General features: G+C 36.8%; 10 protein-coding genes. 3 read left to right on the top strand and 7 right to left on the bottom strand.

Annotation, left to right across the window (positions count from 1 at the left end):
• Positions 1 to 56 precede the first annotated feature (56 nt).
• Both MED134_RS01980 and MED134_RS01975 read right to left on the bottom strand, forming a co-directional pair.
• On the bottom strand, positions 57 to 440 hold the full coding sequence (locus tag MED134_RS01980; protein WP_021779048.1) for a hypothetical protein: 384 nt from the start codon (positions 438 to 440) through the stop codon (positions 57 to 59).
• Positions 441 to 589: 149 nt separating this feature from the next.
• Positions 590 to 3,142: an ATP-dependent Clp protease ATP-binding subunit gene (locus MED134_RS01975; protein ID WP_021779049.1), complete on the bottom strand. Its 2,553-nt coding sequence runs from the start codon at positions 3,140 to 3,142 to the stop codon at positions 590 to 592.
• A 253-nt stretch (positions 3,143 to 3,395) separates the two neighbouring features.
• On the opposite strand from MED134_RS01975, the gene gyrA reads away from it, so the two are divergent.
• Both gyrA and MED134_RS01965 read left to right on the top strand, forming a co-directional pair.
• Positions 3,396 to 5,942 carry a DNA gyrase subunit A gene (gene gyrA, locus MED134_RS01970; protein WP_021779050.1) on the top strand — a complete coding sequence of 849 codons (2,547 nt, stop codon included), beginning with the start codon at positions 3,396 to 3,398 and terminating at the stop codon, positions 5,940 to 5,942.
• A gap of 62 nt (positions 5,943 to 6,004) precedes the next feature.
• On the top strand, positions 6,005 to 7,252 hold the full coding sequence (locus MED134_RS01965) for a tetratricopeptide repeat protein (RefSeq protein ID WP_021779051.1): 1,248 nt from the start codon (positions 6,005 to 6,007) through the stop codon (positions 7,250 to 7,252).
• 104 nt (positions 7,253 to 7,356) lie between these two features.
• Here the strand turns inward: MED134_RS01965 and MED134_RS01960 are convergent, their stop codons facing one another.
• Positions 7,357 to 8,106, bottom strand: coding sequence for a C40 family peptidase (locus tag MED134_RS01960; RefSeq protein WP_038596880.1), 750 nt, complete (start codon positions 8,104 to 8,106; stop codon positions 7,357 to 7,359).
• 18 nt (positions 8,107 to 8,124) lie between these two features.
• The gene (locus MED134_RS01955) at positions 8,125 to 9,306 is read right to left on the bottom strand and encodes an acetyl-CoA C-acyltransferase (protein WP_021779053.1); all 1,182 of its coding nucleotides are present in this window, start codon (positions 9,304 to 9,306) and stop codon (positions 8,125 to 8,127) included.
• 138 nt (positions 9,307 to 9,444) lie between these two features.
• Here MED134_RS01955 and MED134_RS01950 point away from each other — a divergent pair, with 138 nt between their 5' ends.
• Positions 9,445 to 11,493, top strand: coding sequence for an HD family phosphohydrolase (locus tag MED134_RS01950; RefSeq protein ID WP_021779054.1), 2,049 nt, complete (start codon positions 9,445 to 9,447; stop codon positions 11,491 to 11,493).
• A gap of 99 nt (positions 11,494 to 11,592) precedes the next feature.
• On the opposite strand, the gene MED134_RS01945 is transcribed toward MED134_RS01950, so the two are convergent.
• The 3 genes from MED134_RS01945 to MED134_RS01935 form a co-directional block, all read right to left on the bottom strand.
• A complete protein-coding gene (locus tag MED134_RS01945; protein WP_021779055.1) occupies positions 11,593 to 14,001 on the bottom strand; it encodes a thiamine pyrophosphate-dependent enzyme in 2,409 nt (802 codons plus the stop codon).
• A gap of 184 nt (positions 14,002 to 14,185) precedes the next feature.
• Positions 14,186 to 17,017: a metalloprotease gene (locus tag MED134_RS01940; protein WP_237747139.1), complete on the bottom strand. Its 2,832-nt coding sequence runs from the start codon at positions 17,015 to 17,017 to the stop codon at positions 14,186 to 14,188.
• A gap of 145 nt (positions 17,018 to 17,162) precedes the next feature.
• Positions 17,163 to 17,852 carry a TIGR00730 family Rossman fold protein gene (locus tag MED134_RS01935; RefSeq protein ID WP_021779057.1) on the bottom strand — a complete coding sequence of 230 codons (690 nt, stop codon included), beginning with the start codon at positions 17,850 to 17,852 and terminating at the stop codon, positions 17,163 to 17,165.
• Positions 17,853 to 17,858: the final 6 nt, after the last annotated feature.

The following is a 17,858-nucleotide window of genomic DNA, read 5'->3' as shown; positions in this document are numbered from 1 at the left end:
CGCAAAAATAGAGGAATACTACCTTATCTATGAAGAAATTTCTTATAAAAAAAACTCTATTTATAAAGCATTGTATCCTTTTGAATTAGAGCTTCTTCCATTGTATGATATACTTTAAAGGGCTTGCTAAAGAATAGTTTTTCAATGTTATGAGCCTCTTTAAAATCCTTATTAGGGCTTACTACTATAAAGCCCTTTAAATTTTCTATTTGTGAAGTTTTTAAATATATGGTAGGGTCTATAGCATAAGAATATATTCTATGCGTTATATATATAAAATCCTTTTCAGGAAAGTAAGATTCGGCTATAGCGATTAAAACATCATTAAAGCCGGGTTGCACAGTAACACCTTCATCCATTATGACATATATATAGTCATCGTGGACTGTTACTTTTCCGAACGAGAATTCTAGCTGAATACCGAGTTGTAAATTTTTCATATGTTGGGGAATCTTATAAATAGAAGATAGCAAATATATTGTATTAAGCAATTAATTGTCAATACTTTAACTATGTGTGCATAATAAATAAAAAAATCCCTTAATGACGATTTTTCGTCATTAAGGGATAATAATGCGATGCAACAGTATTACGACTCTGTAGTTTCTCCTTTCTTGATATCTATAATAAGTTCATCCTTATCTGAATCAAAGTCCATAAAAATACTATCTCCTTCTTCTAGCTTAGAGTTTATAATCTCTTCGGCTAGTGCATCTTCTATATACTTTTGAATAGCTCTTTTAAGAGGTCTGGCTCCATACTCTTTATCAAAACCTTTGTCACTTATGTAATCTTTAGCTTTCTCACTTAAAGATAGGTTGTAACCAAGTCCTTTGATTCTTGTAAAGAGTTTTTCTAGCTCGATATCAATAATTTTATGGATATCCTCACGCTCTAGTGCATTAAATACTACAACGTCATCTATACGGTTTAAGAATTCTGGAGCAAATGCCTTTTTAAGTGCATTTTGAATAACACTACGTGCGTTTTCATCTGCTTGAGTTTTACGAGATGATGTACCAAAACCTACTCCTTGACCAAAGTCTTTAAGCTTTCTTGCCCCGATATTTGAAGTCATTATGATAATAGTATTTCTAAAATCTATCTTACGTCCTAGAGAATCTGTTAAGAAACCATCATCTAGCACTTGCAGTAACATATTAAACACATCTGGATGCGCTTTTTCTATCTCATCAAGTAAAACTACAGAGTAAGGCTTACGTCTTACTTTTTCTGTGAGTTGACCACCCTCTTCATATCCTACGTATCCAGGAGGCGCTCCTACAAGTCTTGAGATAGAAAACTTCTCCATATACTCACTCATATCGATACGGATGAGTGCATCTTGATTATCAAAAAGCTCTTTTGCAAGAACCTTTGCAAGTTGCGTTTTACCTACACCAGTCTGTCCTAAGAATATAAACGAGCCTATAGGTTTGTTAGGATCTTTTAATCCAGCTCTGTTACGTTGTATTGCTTTTGCAACCTTTGCAACCGCCTCATCTTGACCTATTACGTTTTCCTTTATTGTTGCTGGTAATTCTGCAAGTTTATTACTTTCTGTTTGTGCAATGCGGTTAACAGGTATGCCCGTCATCATACTTACTACATCTGCAACATTTTCTTCAGAAACAACTTCTTTATGAAGTTTAGAATCTTCTTCCCATCGCTCTTGTGCGATTGCAAGTTCTTTTTCTAAATTTTTCTCATCATCACGCAGCTTTGCAGCTTCCTCATATTTCTGCTTCTTTACCACAGAGGTTTTAAGTTCTCTTACCTCTTCTAGCTTATTTTCTAATTCTAAAATCTTTTTAGGAACATCAATATTAGTGATATGCACGCGAGATCCTGCTTCATCTAGAGCATCAATAGCCTTATCCGGAAGAAATCTATCGGTCATATACCTATTAGTAAGTTTTACACAAGCCTCTAGAGCCTCATCTGTATATGACACATTATGATGCTCTTCATATTTACCTTTAACGTTTTGAAGTATCTCAATTGTTTCTTCTACAGAGGTAGGTTCTACAATTACTTTTTGAAAACGTCGCTCTAAAGCACCATCTTTCTCAATGTGTTGTCTAAACTCATCTAGTGTTGTTGCACCTACACATTGTATTTCGCCTCGAGCGAGAGCAGGTTTAAACATATTTGAGGCATCAAGAGATCCTGTTGCTCCTCCAGCTCCTACAATGGTATGAATCTCATCTATAAATAAGATAATATCATCATTCTTTTCAAGCTCGTTCATCACGGCTTTCATACGTTCTTCAAACTGTCCTCTATACTTTGTTCCAGCTACAAGGCTAGCAAGATCAAGAGTAACAACACGTTTGTCAAAAAGGATACGAGATACTTTACGTTGTACAATACGTAGAGCAAGTCCTTCTGCTATGGCAGATTTACCTACTCCAGGCTCACCTATAAGGAGAGGGTTGTTTTTCTTACGTCTACTCAGTATCTGTGATACACGCTCAATCTCCTTACTACGGCCCACTACAGGATCTAGTTTACCTTCGTCTGCCATTGCAGTAAGATCACGTCCAAAGTTATCAAGAACCGGAGTTTTACTTTTTTTAGTACCCTTAGGGGTTGTAGGGCTGTTAAAGGGGTTTTCCTTAGACTGCTCATCACCATTATCTGCATCATCGCTAAATGATTCAGACTTTATAGGTTCTATATATTCGTCGCTCTCGTTTGCCATCATTAGTTTAAATTGGTCTTTTACGTTGTCATAATCTACCTTGAGGCGGTTTAACAACTTTGTTGTAGGGTCATTCTCATTGCGCAGTACGCACAGTAGGAGGTGAGCCGTATTTATAGCAGAGCTTTGAAAAAGTTTTGCTTCCAAAAATGTTGTTTTTAGTGCACGCTCTGCTTGCCTGGTAAGATGTAAGTTCTTCTTATCATTATTCTGTAAGCTTACATTTGGGTTTGCTGGACTTAAGATTTCTACCTTACGTCTCAAGTGCTCAAGATCAATTTCTAAAGCTCCCAGTATATCTATTGCTTTACCGCTACCATCTCTTAGTAAACCAAGCAGCAAGTGTTCTGTACCTATAAAATCGTGGCCTAGGCGTAACGCCTCCTCCTTACTATAAGCAATAACATCTTTTACTCTTGGCGAAAAATTATCATCCATATCTATCCTCGTTCGTTCTTATGTAAATTTAAGCAAACTGATTCAAAAATCATTCCGCTTAAAGTGCTTAGTCCAAATTACCAAAAATACCTGACAGTTTGCCCTATAATGGGTTGTGTAGTTATTAAAAGAACGTGTTAAAATTTGTTGATAAATAGTGCGCTTTCGCGAAAGCGTAACCCCATAAAAAATCATCAAAATGATTACATTGCTAATTGTAAAAAATTTGACTTAAAATCTAATCAATTTATATATGGCTGAAGGAGAAAAGCTGATCTCGATTAATATTGAAGATGAAATGAAATCTGCTTACATCGATTACTCGATGTCAGTTATCGTATCACGTGCACTACCTGACGTGCGTGATGGTCTAAAACCAGTACACCGTCGTGTTCTTTACGGAATGCACGAGTTAGGAATACGAGCAAGTAGTGCTCACAAAAAATCTGCAAGAATAGTAGGAGAGGTACTAGGGAAGTATCACCCACACGGTGACACCTCTGTATATGATGCAATGGTACGTATGGCTCAAGAATGGAGTTTACGTTATATGCTTGTAGATGGTCAAGGTAACTTTGGGTCTGTAGATGGTGATAGCCCAGCAGCAATGCGTTATACCGAGGCTAGAATGCGCAAGATATCTGAAGATATGCTTGCAGATATTGAAAAAGACACAGTAGATCATCAACTTAACTTTGATGATACACTTAAAGAACCTACCGTATTACCTACACGTGTACCAGGGTTACTTATAAATGGTGCATCTGGTATTGCTGTGGGTATGGCGACAAATATGCCACCACACAACCTTTCTGAAGTTGTAGACGGTATACACGCTTACATAGATAATAATGACGTTACTATAGATGAACTTATGGAGCACGTAAAGGCTCCAGATTTTCCTACCGGAGGAACTATTTATGGTTATGACGGAGTGCGTGAGGCTTTTAAAACAGGGCGTGGTCGTGTTGTAATGCGTGCAAAGGCAGAGTTTGAAGAAGTAAAAGGTAGAGAGTGTATCATTGTGACCGAAATACCATACCAAGTCAATAAGGCTGATATGATTAAGAAAACGGCCGATATGATCAACGATAAGAAGATCGAGGGTATATCTGCCATACGTGACGAGTCAGACCGTAACGGTATGCGTATCGTTTATGTTATAAAACGTGATGCTGTCCCAAATATCGTACTTAATAAATTATTTAAGTACACGGCATTACAATCATCTTTTAGTGTAAATAACATTGCTCTTGTAAACGGGCGTCCTGAGATGTTAAATCTTAAGGATATGATACACCACTTTGTTGAGCACCGCCACGAAGTAGTAGTGAGAAGAACAGAGTTTGAGCTTAAAAAAGCAGAAGCTCGTGCTCACATACTAGAAGGTCTTATCATTGCTTCAGATAATATAGATGAAGTAATAGCAATCATACGTGCAAGTGCAAACGGTGATGAGGCAAGACAAAACTTAATAGAGCGTTTTAAACTCTCAGAGATTCAAGCAAAGGCTATCGTAGAGATGCGTTTACGCCAGCTTACAGGTCTGGAGCAAGACAAACTACGCAGTGAGTACGAAGAGATAATGAAGACTATAGAAGACTTAAAAGATATCCTTGCAAAGAAGGAGCGTCGTATGTCTATCATTAGAGAGGAGCTTCAAGAAATAAAAGATAAGTATGGAGATGAGCGTCGTTCTATTATAGAGTATGCTGGAGGTGATGTAAGCATCACAGACCTTATTCCAGATAAAAAGGTAGTGATTACTATCTCAAATGCTGGATATATAAAACGTACATCACTTACAGAATACAAAACTCAAAATAGAGGAGGAGTAGGTACAAAAGCATCTACTACTCGTAATGAAGATTTCTTAGAGCATCTATTTGTAGGGACTAACCACCAGTATATGTTATTCTTTACACAAAAGGGTAAATGTTTCTGGATGCGTGTATTTGAAATACCGGAAGGAAGTAAGACTTCAAAAGGTAGAGCTATCCAGAACCTTATTAATATAGAGCAAGATGACGAGGTAAAAGCATTTGTATGCACAGGAGACCTTAAAGATGAAGATTATATAAATAATCACTACATCATTATGGCGACCAAAAAAGGACAAGTGAAGAAAACAGCGCTAGAGCAATACTCACGTCCTCGTACTAACGGTATCAATGCGATTACTATTAAGGACAATGATGAGCTACTATCTGCAAAGCTTACAACGGGAGAGAGTCAAGTAATGCTTGCGCTTAAATCTGGTAAGGCAATACGCTTTGAGGAGAGTAAGACGAGACCTATGGGAAGAAACGCCTCTGGTGTTCGTGGCATAACTCTTGCTAATGATGAAGATGAAGTAGTAGGAATGGTGTCTGTAAACGATACAGAAAGTAACATCCTAGTTGTTTCAGAAAAAGGGTATGGTAAGCGTAGTAGTCTTGAAGATTACAGAATTACAAACCGTGGAGGTAAAGGAGTAAAAACAATCTCTGTTACCGAAAAGACTGGAGAACTAGTATCTATTAAAAATGTTACTGATGCAGATGATCTTATGATTATCAATAAGTCAGGTATCGCTATAAGAATGGAAGTAGCTTCACTAAGAGTTATGGGACGTGCAACACAAGGAGTACGACTTATTAACCTTAAAGGAAACGATTCTATTGCCGCTGTCGCGAAAGTAAAAAGTGATGAGGAAAATATAGACGATGAAGATGACACAGTAGATGGAACTCCAGTAGACGGAACGCCAACTGCTTCACAAACAACCCAAAACGAAAACTCTTCTGAAGAAGAAGAATAGATGCATAAGGGTTGAGAAAAAAAGAGTAATTTTGAAACCCTTATATTAATTAAACACTTATAATGAAAACTAAAATTTTATTTGCAATAGCATTTGCCGTAACCTCTATGGCTTTTGCACAAAAGAAGGAAGTAAAAGCAATCGAAAAAGCTATCAAATCTGGTAGCTATGGAGAGGCTAAGTCTTTAGTAGGAGCAGCAGATGCTCTTTTAAGCCAGATGGACGACAAGACTAAAAGCAAGTTTATGCTTTTAAAAGCACAAGCTTTTTTAGGAGTTGATAATAAAAATGTAGCAGACTTAACAAAGGCTGGTGAAGCATTTAAAGCTCTTATGGGAACTAAAATGGAGAGCGAAGCAAAAACAGGACTTTCTAATGTTGTTGCGGCACTAGTAAATAGCGCAGTACAAGATCAGAATACAGATCAATTTAGTGATGCGGGAGCAAAGCTAGAAAAGGCTTATGCTTTTAGTGATGACAACAGAGATTATCAATATTTTGCCGCATCAAATTATCTTAACTCTAAGGAGTATGATAAAGCTGCAGCTATCTTTGAAGATCTAATGGCTGCTGGTTATACTGGTCAGGTTACTGAGTATTATGCTGTAAATGCTGCTTCTGGTGAAGAAAAGAAATTTGAAAACAAACAAGAAAGGGATATCGTTGTTCTTGCAAAAGAGTACGTAAAGCCTAGCGAAAAGCTAAGTGAGTCAAGAGAAGGCCTTATTACTGAGTACTTAATTAGTATTTACTCTTTTCAAGATCAGAATGACAAAGCACTTGCAATGTTAGATACTGCGCTAGAGAAAAAGCCTAATGATGTAAAACTACTTACTTCAAAATCTAACATCTATTTAAAGATGGATAAGAAAGATGAGTACAGAGCTATCATTGAAAAAGTATTACAGATTGATCCTAATAATGCAGAACTTCACTACAATCTAGGTGTAACTGCAGACCAGCAAGGTGATGACGCGACAGCTGTAAAATACTACAATAAGGCAATAGAGCTTGATCCTTCTTATGCAAATGCATATAACAACTTAGGAGCACTAGTATTAAGAAAAGATGCAACATTTGTAGATCAAATGAACAGCTTAGGTACTTCAAATGCAGATTTTGATAAGTATGAAGCGCTTAAAGTAGAGCGTAAGGCAAACATCAGAAAGGCAGTAGTATATATGGAGAAAGTATTAGAGCTTAAACCAGATAATATGGAAATAGCAAACAACCTACTTAACCTGTATCAAGTACTTGAGGATACAAATAAGGCTGATGCTATGAAGGCTAAAATAGATGCAATGAATTAATCATTGTTATATAAGCATAAAAAAACCCGCCAATAAGGCGGGTTTTTTATTTACTTAATCTTAAGAATAAAAAGACTTGACGTCACTATACTCTTACAGTATAGCTAGATTACCTTTTTAATTACTCTCAATTTATGCGTATGTGTACGTTTATGAACATTATATATACCAGAATGATCTAGTCTATCTACGCGCACCTCGCCGTGGGCGTGTATGATATAATTATCTTCCATAATAATACCTACGTGGGTTATCACACCTTCGTCGTTATCAAAAAAGGCAAGGTCTCCTGGTTCACTTTCTTCTATAAAACTTAAAGCTTCACCTTGGGTCGCTTGTTGTGAAGCATCCCTTTTAAGGCTATAACCGTTTAGTCTATAAACCATTTGAGTAAAGCCACTACAATCTATCCCAAAGGGAGTTCTACCGCCCCATAAATAGGGAGATTTTAAATAAAGTAGCGCTGTTTCTATAAGTTGGCTTTTATTAGACTTTCCTGTAATACTATGACCATCAAAGGTGTCTTTAAGTAAGCTTATATTTTCTATTGCGGCACCTAGCACCACGGTAAGTAGCTGGTTATGCTCTGTGGTGATAAATTGTACAGGATCTGTAGTGAGGGTTGCAGGTTGCGCTTTCGCGAAAGCGTACTCTTCCTCACTTATTTCTATATATTGCTTGTTATCTATCCAGCCCTCATACTTATCGTGCGATAGTTTGATTCGGCTCCATTTTTTACGTTGCTCGACTACCTTAAAATGTTCACCATAGAGAACTTGATTTACAAGTTCACTAGGGTCCGAAGGTTCGGCACGCATTGGGACAATACTAAGCTGGCAGATACCGTAACGCATAGTTCTTATAAAGTTCTCTTAGTTGTGATTTTCTATAACCATTGCAGATGCTCCACCGCCACCATTACAAATGACTGCTGCTCCTAGTGAAGCATTATTTTGCTTCAATACATTAATTAATGTAATAAGAATACGCACACCACTACAACCTAATGGATGTCCTAATGATACTGCGCCACCATTTACGTTTGTATTTTCATCTGTAAGTCCTAATATTTTCATATTTGCAAGACCTACTACAGAAAATGCTTCATTAAACTCAAAGAAGTCTATCTCATCTTGAGTCACTCCTGCCTTAGCTAGTGCTTTTGGTAATGCTTTAGAAGGTGCTGTTGTAAACCATTCTGGCTCGTGAGCAGCATCTGCATATCCTTTTATTGTACATAGCGGTGTAAGGTTAAGCTCTTTTGCCTTTTCTTCACTCATTACGATTACTGCGCCAGCACCATCATTTATAGTAGAAGCGTTTGCTGCTGTAACGGTTCCTTCTTTTGTAAAAGCAGGACGTAAAGCAGGTATTTTTTCCATTTTCACATTTGTGTACTCCTCATCACGATCTACAATAATATCGTCACCACGTCTTTGTGGTACGGGTACGGGTACAACTTCGTTATCAAATTTTCCTGCGTCCCAGGCTGCAGCGCTGCGTTTATAACTCTGGATGGCATAATTATCTTGATCTTCACGAGAGAATTCGTACTCTGTAGCACAAGCATCTGCACATACGCCCATCGCATTGCCATCATAGGCATCTACAAGACCGTCTTTTTGCATACCATCTACCATAGATTGTGGTCCAAATTTATGACCATTGCGTAGGTGTACATAATGAGGAATTCTACTCATATTTTCCATACCCCCAGCTACTACAACATCTGCATCTCCTAGTGCTACAGCTTGAGCTGCCATCATTACAGCTTTCATTCCAGAAGCACATACTTTATTTACCGTTGTACAAGGAACAGTATCTGGAATACCAGCACCGAGTGCCGCTTGTCTAGCAGGAGCTTGACCTACACCCGCTTGTACAACATTACCCATAAATACTTCGTTTACAGAAGTAGGATCAAGGTTAATTTTATCTAGAGCTCCTTTTATAGCAATTGCTCCTAGCTTACTTGCAGTTACAGAGGAAAGTGCTCCCATAAAACTACCTATAGGTGTACGTGCCGCAGCAACTATAACAACGTTTTTACTCATATTTTTTGTGTTTGAAGTGCTTAATTTTTGTCTTGCGAATGTAAGAAAAAATATAAGATTTTTGAGGCTTCAAGGTAGCACCTAAGGGTAATTGAAGCGATATTATTTTAGTACTTTAGCTACTTAGTATTATACCTTATGAGTACAACGTCACAGCAGTTTTATAAACATCAAGATCTTCTCTATAAATTCTTGCTTATCATTATATGTGCTGGTTTTATCGTTTATTTCTTCCCAAAGAGCGGAAAGTTTAAATACGAAATACAAAAGGGTTTCCCGTGGCAGTATGAAAACCTATATGCAGACGAAGATTTTGCAATACTAAAAAGTGCAGACGAGTTAGCCCAAGAGAAGGAGCAAATTAAATCTCAATCTGCAATTTATTATGAATATGATCAAACTGTTTTAAATAAAGTTTTAGCACTTTACGATTCAAATTTTAATAAAGCATTTCCAGATACTTTATCATATAGTAGTTCAAAACTAGAACTTAAAAACTACGGTAAAAATCTATTATCTACGTTTTATAAAAATGGTGTAGTGAAAGATAAACCTGTTTATAATACTGGCCGACTTATTTATTTAAAGCGTGGTAATGAAGTTTCAGAAATGAACTTCGATAATATTACTGTATTGAGCGATATGCCAGATGCGTTGAGCGACGCTATACAATCTAGTCTTTATAGTGAGTATTCTAATAGGTACTTACAAGTCTATTTTGATGGTCTTGAAGCAAACATAACACTAGATGAAGAACTCACGCAAGAAAGCCTAGCTCTCGAGCTATCAAGCATATCAAAAACTCACAACATTGTACCTAAGGGCAGTATTATCATAAATAGAGGAGAGCTAGTGGAAGGTGAAAATTTACAAAAATTACTTTCTCTTAAACAGAAATATGAATCTCAGAATATAAGTGAGTCTAGATATAACTGGGTGCTTTTTGGTTATGTGTTGCTTGTATTGCTAGCCTTAGTGATGCTACTCCTTTTTATAAGAACTTATAGACCAGCCGTTTTTCTAAATAATACAAAAGTGACCTTTGTATTCTTTAATGTATTACTAATGGTACTCCTCACAACTATTGTTATTAAATGGAGTCCGCAGTATGTGTATGCTGTGCCTATGTGTATTTTACCACTTATTATAAAAGCATTTTTTGATGCACGTCTAGGGCTTTTTACACACGTCATTGCAATACTTCTTTTAGGTTTTATAGTTCCTGATAGTTTTGAGTATTTCTTCTTACAAGTTATTGCGGGTATTGTGACTATTCTTACCGTTCCAGAACTTTACAAAAGAGCAAATTTATTTATTTCGGTAGGTCAGATTACTTTAATTTACATACTTGCATATTTTGCTTTTCATATTATAAGTGAAGGAGGAGTAGAGGGACTTGCCTGGCCAGATTTTGGTATGTTTATGCTTGCAGGGCTTGCAACACTCTTTGTACAACCGCTTATTTATATCTATGAAAAAATGTTTGGGCTCGTGAGCGACGTCTCACTTCTTGAACTTTCCGATACAAATAGTAAGCTTTTAAAAAGACTTGCAGATGAGGCTCCGGGAACCTTTCACCATAGTCTTAACGTTGCAAATCTCTCAGAAGCAGCAGCAAATGAAATAGGAGCAAATGCTATGCTTGTACGAGTAGGTGCTCTTTATCACGACATAGGTAAAATAATAAACCCTACAGATTTTACAGAAAATCAAGCAACAGGTATAAATAGTCACGATGATTTATCACCAAAAGAAAGTGCACGTATCATTATAGATCACGTTCTTAATGGTATTGAGCTTGCGCGAAAGTATAATCTACCAGATCGTGTTATAGATTTTATAAGAACCCATCACGGTACTAGCACTGTGCAATATTTCTACTTTAAGGAAAAGGAAAAAAATGAAGATGCCGCCATAGAAGATTTTCAATACCCAGGACCTTTACCATTTAGTAAGGAAACCGCAATATTAATGATGGCAGATAGTGTTGAGGCGGCAAGTAAAAGCCTTAAGAATCCTACATCAACACTAATAGATGCATTTGTAGAAAAAATTATCAAAAAGCAAATGGACGAAGATCAGTATCTCAATGCTGATATTACATTTAAGGAAATCCAGCAAATTAAGAAGGTTCTTAAAAAGAAACTCAATAACATCTATCACCTTAGAATCGAGTATCCAGAGTAGTAAAAGCGTTTATAATTCCGCTTTCGCGAAAGCGTAAAACCAAAAAACGAGACACATAATGTATCTCGTTTTTTTGTAACTGTCTATTTCTTTTTGAATCTATCGTAGTTTTGGAAAGCTTGATGGATTTGCTTCGTGCATCATTCCATATATCTTTTCAAAAATATCATCTGCAGATGGTTTTGAGAAGTAATCACCATCGGTACCATATGCTGGTCTATGCTGTTGTGCAGCGAGTGTTTCTGGCTTACTGTCAAGATATTTATACGCATCTTGTTTGTTAAGTACTTCATCAAGAAGATAAGCACTTGCCCCTCCAGGCATATCCTCATCTATTACAATAAAGCGATTTGTTTTCTTTATACTCTCAACTACATCGTGATTAAGATCAAAAGGTAGTAGTGATTGTGCATCTATAACTTCTGCATTAATACCTACAGATAGAAGATCTTTTGCTACCTCCATAATAATACGCAACGTACTACCGTATGATAAAATTGTAATATCTGTACCTTCTTTTACAGTCTCTACAACACCTACAGGTGTTTTAAATTCTCCTATATTAGTAGGTAAGTTTTCTTTAAGTCTATAGCCATTAAGACACTCTACAACTAGTGCAGGTTCATCACTTTCTAAAAGTGTGTTGTAAAAACCTGCTGCTTTTACCATATTACGTGGGGTAAGCACGTACATACCTCTTAACAAGTGTATAATCGCTCCCATTTGAGACCCACTATGCCAGATACCTTCTAGCCTGTGACCACGAGTACGCACTATTAGTGGTGCTTTTTGTTTACCGTGAGTTCTATATCTTAATGTTGCAAGGTCATCACTCATTATTTGGATTGCATACAGTATGTAATCTAAATATTGAATCTCTGCAATAGGGCGAAGACCTCTCATAGCCATACCAATACCTTGACCTATAATTGTTGCCTCTCGTATACCTACATCTGCCACGCGCAGTTCACCATACTTTTCTTGCATTCCCTCAAGGCCTTGGTTTACATCACCTATAGCTCCTGCATCTTCTCCAAAAACTAATGTGTTAGGATACTTTGCAAAAATTGCATCAAAGTTATCTCGTAGTACTACACGACCATCTACTAGGTTTTCTTCTCCGTAAGTAGGAGCTATAGCAGGTACAGACGTTGTACCATTACCATTCTCATTATATAAATGAGCACTGTATTGAGGCTGTATTTTTGCTGTGTAGTTTTCTATCCACTCTATGAGTTGAGTTCTAGCTGGACTATCTTCTCCTATTGTAAACCTAAGCGCCTTTCTAGCTGTGCCTAGCAAGTCAGACTTAAGAGCTTCTTTATTTTCTACTAGTGGTGTGAGTAGTGGCTTTATAAAACTACCGTTACTAGAATTACTTATAAGTGTTTCTAATATGGTAACAATTTTTTGCTTTTCATTTTTAATAGGATGTAAAAATGCTTCCCAGGCAGCTTTTTTACCATCTCTTACTTTTTTCTTAAGGTCTTTATCTATTACCTTAAGCTCTTCATCTGTAGCGAGCCCTTGATCTATAATCCAAGTTCTAAACTGTACATTACAGTCAGACTCACGTTCCCATTGTAATCTATCTTGATCTTTATAACGCTCGTGTGATCCAGACGTAGAGTGTCCTTGTGGTTGTGTAAGTTCTACAACGTGTACTAAAACAGGCACGTGCTCTTTACGAGCAATAGCACCAGCACGTTCATAAGCATCTACAAGGGCAGGGTAGTCCCATCCTTTTACTTTTATAATCTCATAACCATTATCTTCTTCATCACGCTGGAAGCCTGCGAGAATTTTTGATATGCTTTCTTTCGTAGTTTGGTGTTTAGCGTGTACTGAGATACCATACTCATCATCCCATACACTTATTACCATAGGTACCTGTAGTACACCAGCAGCGTTTATCGTTTCAAAAAATAAACCTTCACTCGTACTAGCATTACCTATAGTTCCCCAGGCTACTTCATCACCGTTGTTTGAGAAGTTTTCGCCTTGAGCTTCTTTTACGTTTCTGTAAATCTTTGATGCCTGTGCAAGACCTAATAATCTAGGCATTTGCCCAGCGGTAGGTGAGATATCAGAACTTGAGTTCTTTTGTTGTAGTAGGTTTTTCCAATTTCCATCTGGGTCAAGACTATGCGTGGCAAAGTGTCCACCCATTTGCTTCCCGGCACTCATAGGGTCAAAAGCGATATCTGTATGAGCATACAGACCTGCAAAAAACTCTTCTATAGAGAGATGGTCTATTGCCATCATAAATGTTTGATCACGGTAGTACCCTGATCTAAAGTCACCATTTTTAAAAGCACGTGCCCAAGCAAGCTGTGGTAACTCTTTACCATCTCCAAAAATACCAAACTTCGCCTTACCTGTAAGTACTTCTCTTCGGCCTAAAAGGCTACACTCTCTACTTGTTACCGCTATGCGATAATCATTAAGAACAGATTGTTTAAAATCTTCATAAGATAAAGCTGCTTTTGTATCTGGGTTACTTGCCATATGTACATATTGGATTTAAGACGTAAAAATAGCCAAAACTTTGTCGTGATGCAATACCCCTAGGCGTTAAAAAGTTGTAAAATTCATACCAAAAAGTAATTTATATAGATGTATATTTAAAAATATGCAATAATTATCTTTTCTGTTGAGGATTTATCAATTTTAAAACTAATAAAAACACTATCTAATACCACTTACGTGAAAACAGCCCAATGACCGTATCTACACTCAATTGAAGTTGAAATCTTATTTTTTGATCATAATTGGGTTGACCAATTTCCCATCCGAGATTTGAATATATAGGAAAATATAACTCAAAGTAGTCATCTAGTAGACTTACTTGTATACCAGAATCATAGACCAGTTTGCCATTTGCTCTTTTGTTTTTTACAACACCAACGTCTCCATAGGCATAGAAGTATTTCCACAAAGTTGTACTTGCATTTGCTGTAAACATCCACTCATTTGCAAAAACGGGTGCCACATCGTCTAGTTGTGATTTAAAACCACCTTCTGCAATGATTATTTGTTGAGAGAACACCCCGCTATTTTCTGAACGGCCATAATAATTATAATCAAATAAATAATCTGTAGGTCTATCTAATGCAAAACTGAAAAAGTCACCATCAGACTGTGTTTTATTATACGTAAATATCCCGCCAAACAAGCGCACATTGAGTTGTCTATTGTTTAAGAATAAACGTCTGTAAAAGATGTTACCAGAAAGCTTTCCAAAATTTCGAGCAAATTGCACATCTCCAGTTACATTAAGTGTATGAACAATACCTGGGTTAAAACGGCTATACCTAAGATTGAGAACATCATAATTAGGCGTAGGCAAGGGTACTAATGGATCTTCTTGTCGCTGGACACTCACATATCTAGCAGAAACAAATTGACGCTTATCTGCTCGTAAATTTGAGGTTCTAAATCTCAAATTTACAAATGGAGTCACTCTTGTAAAAAGTAAATCTGGAGCATAAGAAAATCTATTGCCAGAAATACCATATCGCAATCCATAAAGTCCTTGATTTTGGAAATCGTGTCTGTAAGATATTGAGGCACTCCCTATAAGTTTTTTTGATTTAAGCCCTATCTGAGGCTCGATCTTATAGTTAAGTGCTTTTGTAAGTAATGTTTTATTGTACAATTTAATTCCTGGAGAAAAACCATCATAGAGGTTAAACTCTGCCACAGGCATAAAGAATAACTGATTTTTTGAAGGGTTTTCAAAATCCTGAAAGAATTTAAATTGAAATGGCTTATCAATGCCCAAAAATGCTCCAGGCTTCTCATAATTATTACGCAAGTTATTTTCTGGGACTATATTCTCATAATTAAGGACAAAACGGTCTGCGTTGTCACTGGAGTAGGAAAGCGTAGTAGCCTTCTCCTTTCCAGACACCCAGCGTGTGCTTGTAAGGCTGTCATCTTTAAAACTATAAACAGGTATAGGAGTTTTACGTCTTTTTTTATTCTTTACAGTAACATATATAGAATCTCCTTTTACTTTAGAGTTTTTTAGGGCATAATCTATGCGCTCATTTGATGTGATATACTCATCAAAAAACCAACTCACATCCTTGTTGCTCTTAGACGTTACTAGTGTTTTAAAATCATTTGATCTTGTAGGTTTTGATGCATTCTCCTCGTAAAAAATCTTAATAACGTCATCTAGTACCTCGTCGCCTAGATACTCATTAAGATAATTAAGACCGACACCGCTTTTATAAGAATACCCTATGTTTTTATTGTACTTAATAAGCTTATCATAAGGAGTATTTAATCCTTGATCAAGATTAAGTCTTGAGATATGAGTATATAGAATAGGGAATTGATCATTAAACTCAAGTTTAGACGCATAAAACTGGCGTACGAGCCAGTATTTATCAAGACCGCCTACAACTTTAAGATCAGGGTAAAACGTATCAATATATTTTTGAAGCATATAGACTTTGAGTCCATCTATGAGCCACCTATCTTCACGTGGGTTTACAAGTAGTGTATTATTAATATAATTATTAATTGTAGTCTTGAGCAGTTTGATTTCATACTTAAAGCCATCTGGAAAAGGACTAATAAAGCTAGGTAACTCATTAAGTCCATAAACTGGCTGCTCTTTGTAATCAAGATCTGTAACCAGTATTTTATTAAAAGGATATGCTCCTAGATTTTTATCTAGAAAGCCTGCTATGCGGTCTGTAATAAGGGCCCTTATTTGAGGTGGTAGTGTGCCATTTTGTAAGTTTGAAACTATAGTTACATAATCTGTTTGTACCTCTTCATAAGTAGAGTTTTTGAGAAGAAATATTTTGGCATCTGTACGCTGTTTACCCGTAAGGCGTGTTAACTTTTCGCCTTGAGCGTATGAAGAACCTTGTGAAGACTTTTCTAAATCTGTAACAAGGGTAAACCCAACCGGAATAGAAAAACTAACCGTAATATCAGATTGCGGAAAATATCTATCATTAAGATTTTTGTTACTATAATATTGCCACCCATTATCATAAACTGCCGGTGTCATAAACCAGTACCTCAAGTTATAGTCACCGCCGCGAGTTATACCATAATCGGTAAATTTTGCATCTGGTAGGGTAACGGTATACTGTAAATTTAAAATAACCGTTTCGCCAGCAGGTACAGGTGTTTTTAAAATCACTTTTATAATGTCTGGAAAGCCTTGTGGTCTTGTATACTGCAGGATAGACCCCTGCCCAGAGATGGCCTTTACGGCTGTAAACCCACGCTCATTATCTGGAGCGAGGTGGAATTTTTTTTCAAAAGATTCGGCAAATCTTTTTGCTAGGGGAGTAGTCTTGCTAGAGAAGCTATGCGCCCAGTCTGTGAGATAAACTTCCTCCCAAACATCTGTAGACGTGTTTTGTACAGCGATTTGCTGTTGTATTGTTATAGATCTCTCATCTGGCTGTAATTGAGCATTTATGGTCATCGCATTCTGACCTATCGCTACATAGCTAGATACAATCAAAAATAGAAGTGAGTAAAAATGTTTCAATATAGATGTAAATGGGGTTTAATATAAAAACGAATACAAAGGAGATTTATGATACATTCAGAACTAGAATATTGATTAAATCTCCTATTGTGATTATAAGAGTCTTTTAATGTGTGAGTTACGCTTTCGCGAAAGCGTAATACTACTAGAAATTAGGACTTAACTGATACTCGTCATAGAAGTTATTGAGCACCTCAATCACCTCGTCAGACGTGTCTACAAGATGAATAAGATCCATATCTCCTGCACTTATATTATTAAATGAGTCAAGCAAAGTTTCTTTTACCCAGTCCATTAAACCTCCCCAAAACTCAGTACCCACAAGGATAATAGGAAACTTCTGAATTTTATGCGTTTGTATAAGTGTGATTGCTTCAAAGAGTTCATCTAGCGTACCAAAGCCTCCTGGCATTACTACAAAACCCTGAGAATACTTAACAAACATTACTTTTCTTACAAAGAAGTAATCAAAGTCTAAGCTTTTATCGCTGTCTATATATGGGTTGTCGTGTTGCTCAAATGGCAGTTCTATATTAAGCCCTACAGAGGTTCCTCCGGCAAGATGTGCACCGCGGTTACCAGCTTCCATAATACCAGGCCCTCCACCTGTGATGACTCCGTAACCGTTATCTGCAATCTTTTCGGCAACCTCTACGGCTAGTTTGTAATATTTGTGGTCTGGTTTTGTGCGTGCACTTCCAAAAATGGATACACAAGGGCCTATACGGCTCATTTTTTCAAAACCATTTACAAACTCTCCCATTATTTTAAATATGGCCCAAGAGTCGTTTGTTTTCTTTTCGTTCCAGCCTTTTGGTCTGCTTTCGTTGCGCATTCTAGT

The sequence above is a fragment of the Dokdonia sp. MED134 genome (assembly GCF_000152925.2).
GTDB lineage: Bacteria > Bacteroidota > Bacteroidia > Flavobacteriales > Flavobacteriaceae > Dokdonia.
The sequence above is the reverse complement of the archived record's forward strand: the minus strand, read 5'-3'. Positions and strand labels throughout refer to the sequence as shown.